This window comes from Bacillota bacterium (assembly GCA_040754675.1).
In the GTDB taxonomy this organism is placed as follows: Bacteria; Bacillota; Limnochordia; order Limnochordales; family Geochordaceae; genus Geochorda.
The window spans coordinates 1-4754 of sequence record JBFMCJ010000315.1 but is presented as its reverse complement, the minus strand read 5'-3'; the positions used below and the strand labels follow the sequence as shown (position 1 = coordinate 4754).

Annotated in this window: 2 protein-coding genes; one reads left to right on the top strand and one right to left on the bottom strand. The window is 61.5% G+C overall.

Translation table 11 applies throughout. The features are described 5' to 3' along the window. On the bottom strand, window positions 1-408 hold a 408-nt coding region (locus AB1609_15705; protein ID MEW6047897.1), incomplete at its 3' end, for a VanZ family protein. 1443 nt (window positions 409-1851) lie between these two features. Between AB1609_15705 and AB1609_15700 the strand changes: the two genes are divergently transcribed. Beyond that, window positions 1852-4425: a DUF3883 domain-containing protein gene (locus tag AB1609_15700; GenBank protein MEW6047896.1), complete on the top strand. Its 2574-nt coding sequence runs from the start codon at window positions 1852-1854 to the stop codon at window positions 4423-4425. Window positions 4426-4754 lie beyond the last annotated feature (329 nt).

Below are 4754 nucleotides of genomic sequence, written 5' to 3'. Positions count from 1 at the left end.
CGCAGCATCGATGAGCACGTCTTCGAACCGGCAGGAGCGCCCCGGCACGAAGTGTTGGTGGAGTTCATCGGTAACAGCGTATGCCAGGGAGAGTGCGCCGGCCAGGGGTACTGGATGCCGGTCGTAGCCGGTGCGGCGGGGATGCGGGGTGCAGAGGGCTCTGGTCACGAGGTAGGCCAGGATGGCAAACTCCACGATGTGTGCTGTTTTGCCGAGGAACAGTTCCGCGCCGGGCGACGAGAGGAGCGTCCGGACGAACGGGCCGACTGCATCCAGGCCGGGCAGTACGGCGAGGCGATCCAGCACGAGCAGGGCCACCGGCGTGGCTTGCAGACCCGGCGTGGACGAACCCCAGAAGATCACGGCCGTCCACGCCAGTGGCGGGACCCGGTTGCACAGCAGCCGCACCTGCGCCAGCCTCCCTCCCCGATGGCCCGGGTGCCTGGCCTGTTGGCCCTTACCGAAACGGCAGCGCTAGAGGCGCGCTCCTATGGCGTGAGAGGTGGCACCCAGGCTAAACTCAAAGACGGGCTCTTGGCACCAAGGCAACCCGGCCTTCTCAACCAGCGATTGCAACCAGCGTACCGCATTCGCACGAGATTTTCATCCCCGGTGGCGCCGCGGAGCGGCATGAAGAACTCAAAGCGTACTCGACGCAGTTGAAGCAGTCTCCCCACGAGAGATCCGTCGAGGCAGTCACTCACCTCGCCAGGCCCCGCGGCGCCACAGTGGGTCTTCCCGCAGCCGAAGCTTTCGTCCAAGTCCGCAGGCTGCTGTAACCCGGGCTCCTTGGGTGACATCACACTGCGAAGAATCGGGGACGAAATCGCATGGACCTCCTTGATGTCTTGGAACGACGTGTCCGCAGCCCCTTCCTCCTGGGCGCTGACGTGGTCACGAAAGCCGGGGAAAGCAGAGGGTTGATGGTGGCGGTCCCTCGAACCCCCGTGATATAATGTGGGTAGCACGAGAAACGGACGTAACCTGGAATCGCACCACGAAGAAAGCGCTATGGGACCTGCCTTGCTCGCAGGCCGTGGCCAGCCGCTTGGCATAGCGGTGGAGCAACTATGGGCGGCATCGACGATGCAACAACGCCAAGGAGTCGGCCCTAGCTGCGGTTTCGAGCCCCAGGTCAGCTGCTGTCCGAGGGTGCTGTTCCTGTCCCAACGCCGGATTAAGTCGGGTTATCCGCACCAAATGGTCCCATCTCGCGCAACTCAGCCTCGGGAACCACGATGCCTGGGTTGCTGTGGTAACTGGCGGTAAGTTGGCAATCCCTGTGCTGAGGAGCGTGTCAGCGTCGCGGGTCGCTTGGGTGCTAGACCCGATGGAGGGACTGAAAGGGGGCACCGAGTGCCACTGCGCAGTAGGAGATGCCTCACCTCCGTAGCCCGATAAGGCGGATGTGGTCGCCTCGGTGGTGGTTCGGCAGGGGAATTTCCGGACGGTAAGACGGCCCAGGACGACGACCGCGCGGAGCGCGAGGCCGCGCTCCGACTGTGACTTTACGCTTTAGAGCATGGCAAGCTCGGCTAACCAGTTACCGGTGCACGGATCTATGCCGTAATGGAGGACCGGGTGGCCTCCGTGAACGTGGGAGATTCCGCGATGGCACAGGCCGAGGCCCTGGCCAGGGGGCGTCCATGGGATTTGCAACCGGGCGTTCCGCCCGGGCGCCGAAGGCTGTCCGGGGCTTTGCGACGTGGGCCGCATCTGCCCGTGGGCGTGAGCGCACGGGGCGTGCTCGCCCGGTGAAGCGTGGCCGGGTGGCGGTTCCTGCCCAGGATGATCCTGTTGGCCGCTCGCGTGGGTGCCAGTCCGGGTTCGATCCCGAGGGGGTGCGGTGGAATGAGAGGGCGAATCTCACAAGACCAGGCGGACCAGCATCTTAGCCTGATCCGCAGCGAATACGAGCAGGCTGCGGGACGGGTCCGTGATGCCCTAACTGGGTCACTGGCTACGGTTGAACGGGAGTTCTCACGCCGTGGTCACTACCTCTATGAGTTTATGCAGAACGCCGATGATGCCTGCTCGCGCTACATGGCCGTACGCTTGGGGCCTGATACGGTAGAGATCCTGAACGATGGTAGGCCCTTTGCGGCGGAAGATGTGGACTCAGTATGCAGCATTGGCCGGTCGTGGAAAAAGCCTGAGGGGTACATCGGCTACTTGGGCGTCGGATTCAAGTCTGTGTTTCTCGTATCTGAGCGACCAGAGATTCATTCCGGCCCCTACCACTTTACCTTCCGACGCGACTGCTGGCCAGAGAATTTCCCCTGGCAGATTGTACCTGTCACGCTGCCGCCCGAACCACTTCCGGGTCCCTGGACAACTCGGTTTGTCCTTCCACTTAAGGGGCTTGAGATCTCAGAGACTTTGCGTGACGAGATGAACCCGGCCAAGCTCAACCGCCGCGTTCTCCTTTTCCTGAAAAATCTGTCGCGCTTGGAACTGATAGACGAAGAGCGCGGCGTCAGGCGTTTGGTGGAAAGGAGTCAACTGGGTGAGACGACCTTCAGGGAAGACACCGGACTGGCCGAAAGAGTCTTCCTTCTTTCGGAGGAGACGCAAGAGGGGGTGGCCCAGGAGAGGTGGCTGGTGATGTCCCGCCGGTGCCATGTGCCCCCCGAGGTGCGAGCCGATCCGGTGACCCGTGCGTGGAATCGCGGTGGAGTGAGGACACGGGAAGTGATATTGGCCTTCAAGCTTGCCGAAGACGGGCAGCTTGACCCCGTGGTCGGTACCGCTCACATGGGGGTTTTCAGTTTCCTGCCCCTCCGCGAGGAAAGAACTGGTCTGAAGTTCATCATCCAGGCTGACTTCCTTACCTCTCACGGTAGGGAGACCGTCCGGCAGGACAGCGTGTGGAATCAGTGGGTGGCTGGGGAAGTCCTCGAGTTGATCAAGCTGGCGTCGCACTACCTGTTGTTGCATGAGCAGCGGAGAACGCGGGCGCTCGAGGTGCTGTGGCCCGAAGAGCCAAGGGGTGAGGGCTTCTTCGCAATTCACCTTAAGGCAGGGCTGGCCGAATTCATGGAACGAGACATCATGTTGCCTGCCTACGACGGCAGTTGGGTGAAACCGGGGTCTGCCCTCTACTTGACCCCCGGCGACTTGTCTGTGGAGTTTCTCGTTCCCCCGTCCCACCTGGAGCGTCTGTACGGGCGAAAGCCGCTGGTAAGCGGGCTGGGTGTACCCTCAGGTGTCCGTACCATAACGCAGGTTGACGGTCTCGTACAGAGACATGGCGGGTTCCTGAGAAGTGCACAGGGAGAGAGTTACCTGAAGGAGAGGGCGGCTGCAAGGGATGTAGGTTTCTTCAGGCGGCTTCTCGAGCTCTTACACTCATACTCGCAGGAATTCTGGGTAGCGAGGACGTGGCGCGATTACCTTGGCGACGCACCCATTGTGCTCACCGAAAGCGGTGAAGCACAGCCATTGGGGGTTGTCTATTTCAAGCCAGATGCTCGGGAAGAGCACTTGCCAAGCACGCTCGCATACGTACACCCGCTTCTTGCCTCCGGTCCACCCAGGCAGTTCCTGGAGTTTCTTGGGGTGAAGCCACCGTCGGACTACCAGATCAGGGAAGAGATTCAAAAGAGACTACTTCCCTCACTCAGAGCGGAGTGGTCTGGTACTCCCCGCGAAGAGCGTCTGGGCTTGCTGGTCCGCCTCAAAGCCATGTGGGAGCGAAACGAGGTGAATGCCGATGATCTGAAGGACTTTGTGACCCTTCCCGCCAAGAGCGGTGCCTGGCTGCCGCCGGACCAGTTGCTCTTCCCGTCCGAGTTTCAACCCGAGATCGACTTGGAGCAGCTGTTCATCGACGGCCTATTGTATTTGGTAGCGGGCGAGGCGGCGGCGGAGTATGTGAGCCCCGAGTTGGCCTCCGACCCGGGCGAGTTGGGTGGTTGGGTGCGCTTCCTGTCAAGTTTGGGTGTCGGAGCGCGAACGCTCAAAGAGGAGGCCAGGTGGATTGAGCGTGTGGCAGCCACGGCCTCCTTGCTGTATGAACGGGCTCACGGCCGAGATGTTGACCCGTCCAAGGGTCTGGGGCTTGTGCCGGAACCGGAGCGGGGCCAGGGGTACGACCTCAGATCGGTAGAGCCTGACGGATCATTGCGGTTGGTTGAAGTGAAGGGGGCCCGGGAAGAGGGGCCGTTCTACATCCGATCTGCTACGTTACGCCAGGCCTTCCTTGGCGAATGCCGCGACCGGTTCTACCTCTACCTGGTGACCCACGCGCTGACCAGCCCCTGCATCCACGTGGTCCACGGACGGGCCCTCGACCCGAACCGCCTGGTGTACATCGCAGACGCCACAATCAGGCTGGGGGATTTTGATATTGAGGAGAGCGTTCCCGTCAAAGCAATGCTGCAGACGATCGGCCCGGCGCAATACGGGAGCACACCGACCAAGTGAGCTACTGCCTCCAGAACGGAACGAGCACGTGGTTTGGGATAGGAGTAGGGCGGTGAGGTGGGGTCGGTAATCAAGTTCGTGAGGTGAGGGTGAGATAGATCACGATTGGCGAGGCGTGTGCTACGTCCGGGATGTACCGTCTCACATTGTTTTGACCGACTCGTCTCGGATTGAGATAACCTTTTCGGGCCACGAAGAAGGCTGCCCAAGGGGCAGCCAGCGGGTGGATGACGTTTCAGTTGCCGTTCAGGTCCTGGATCACCCGTAATACCAGCTTTTGGTCTACAAGGTCCCTCTGCTCGATGAAGGCGGCGAGCAGGGAGTTGGCG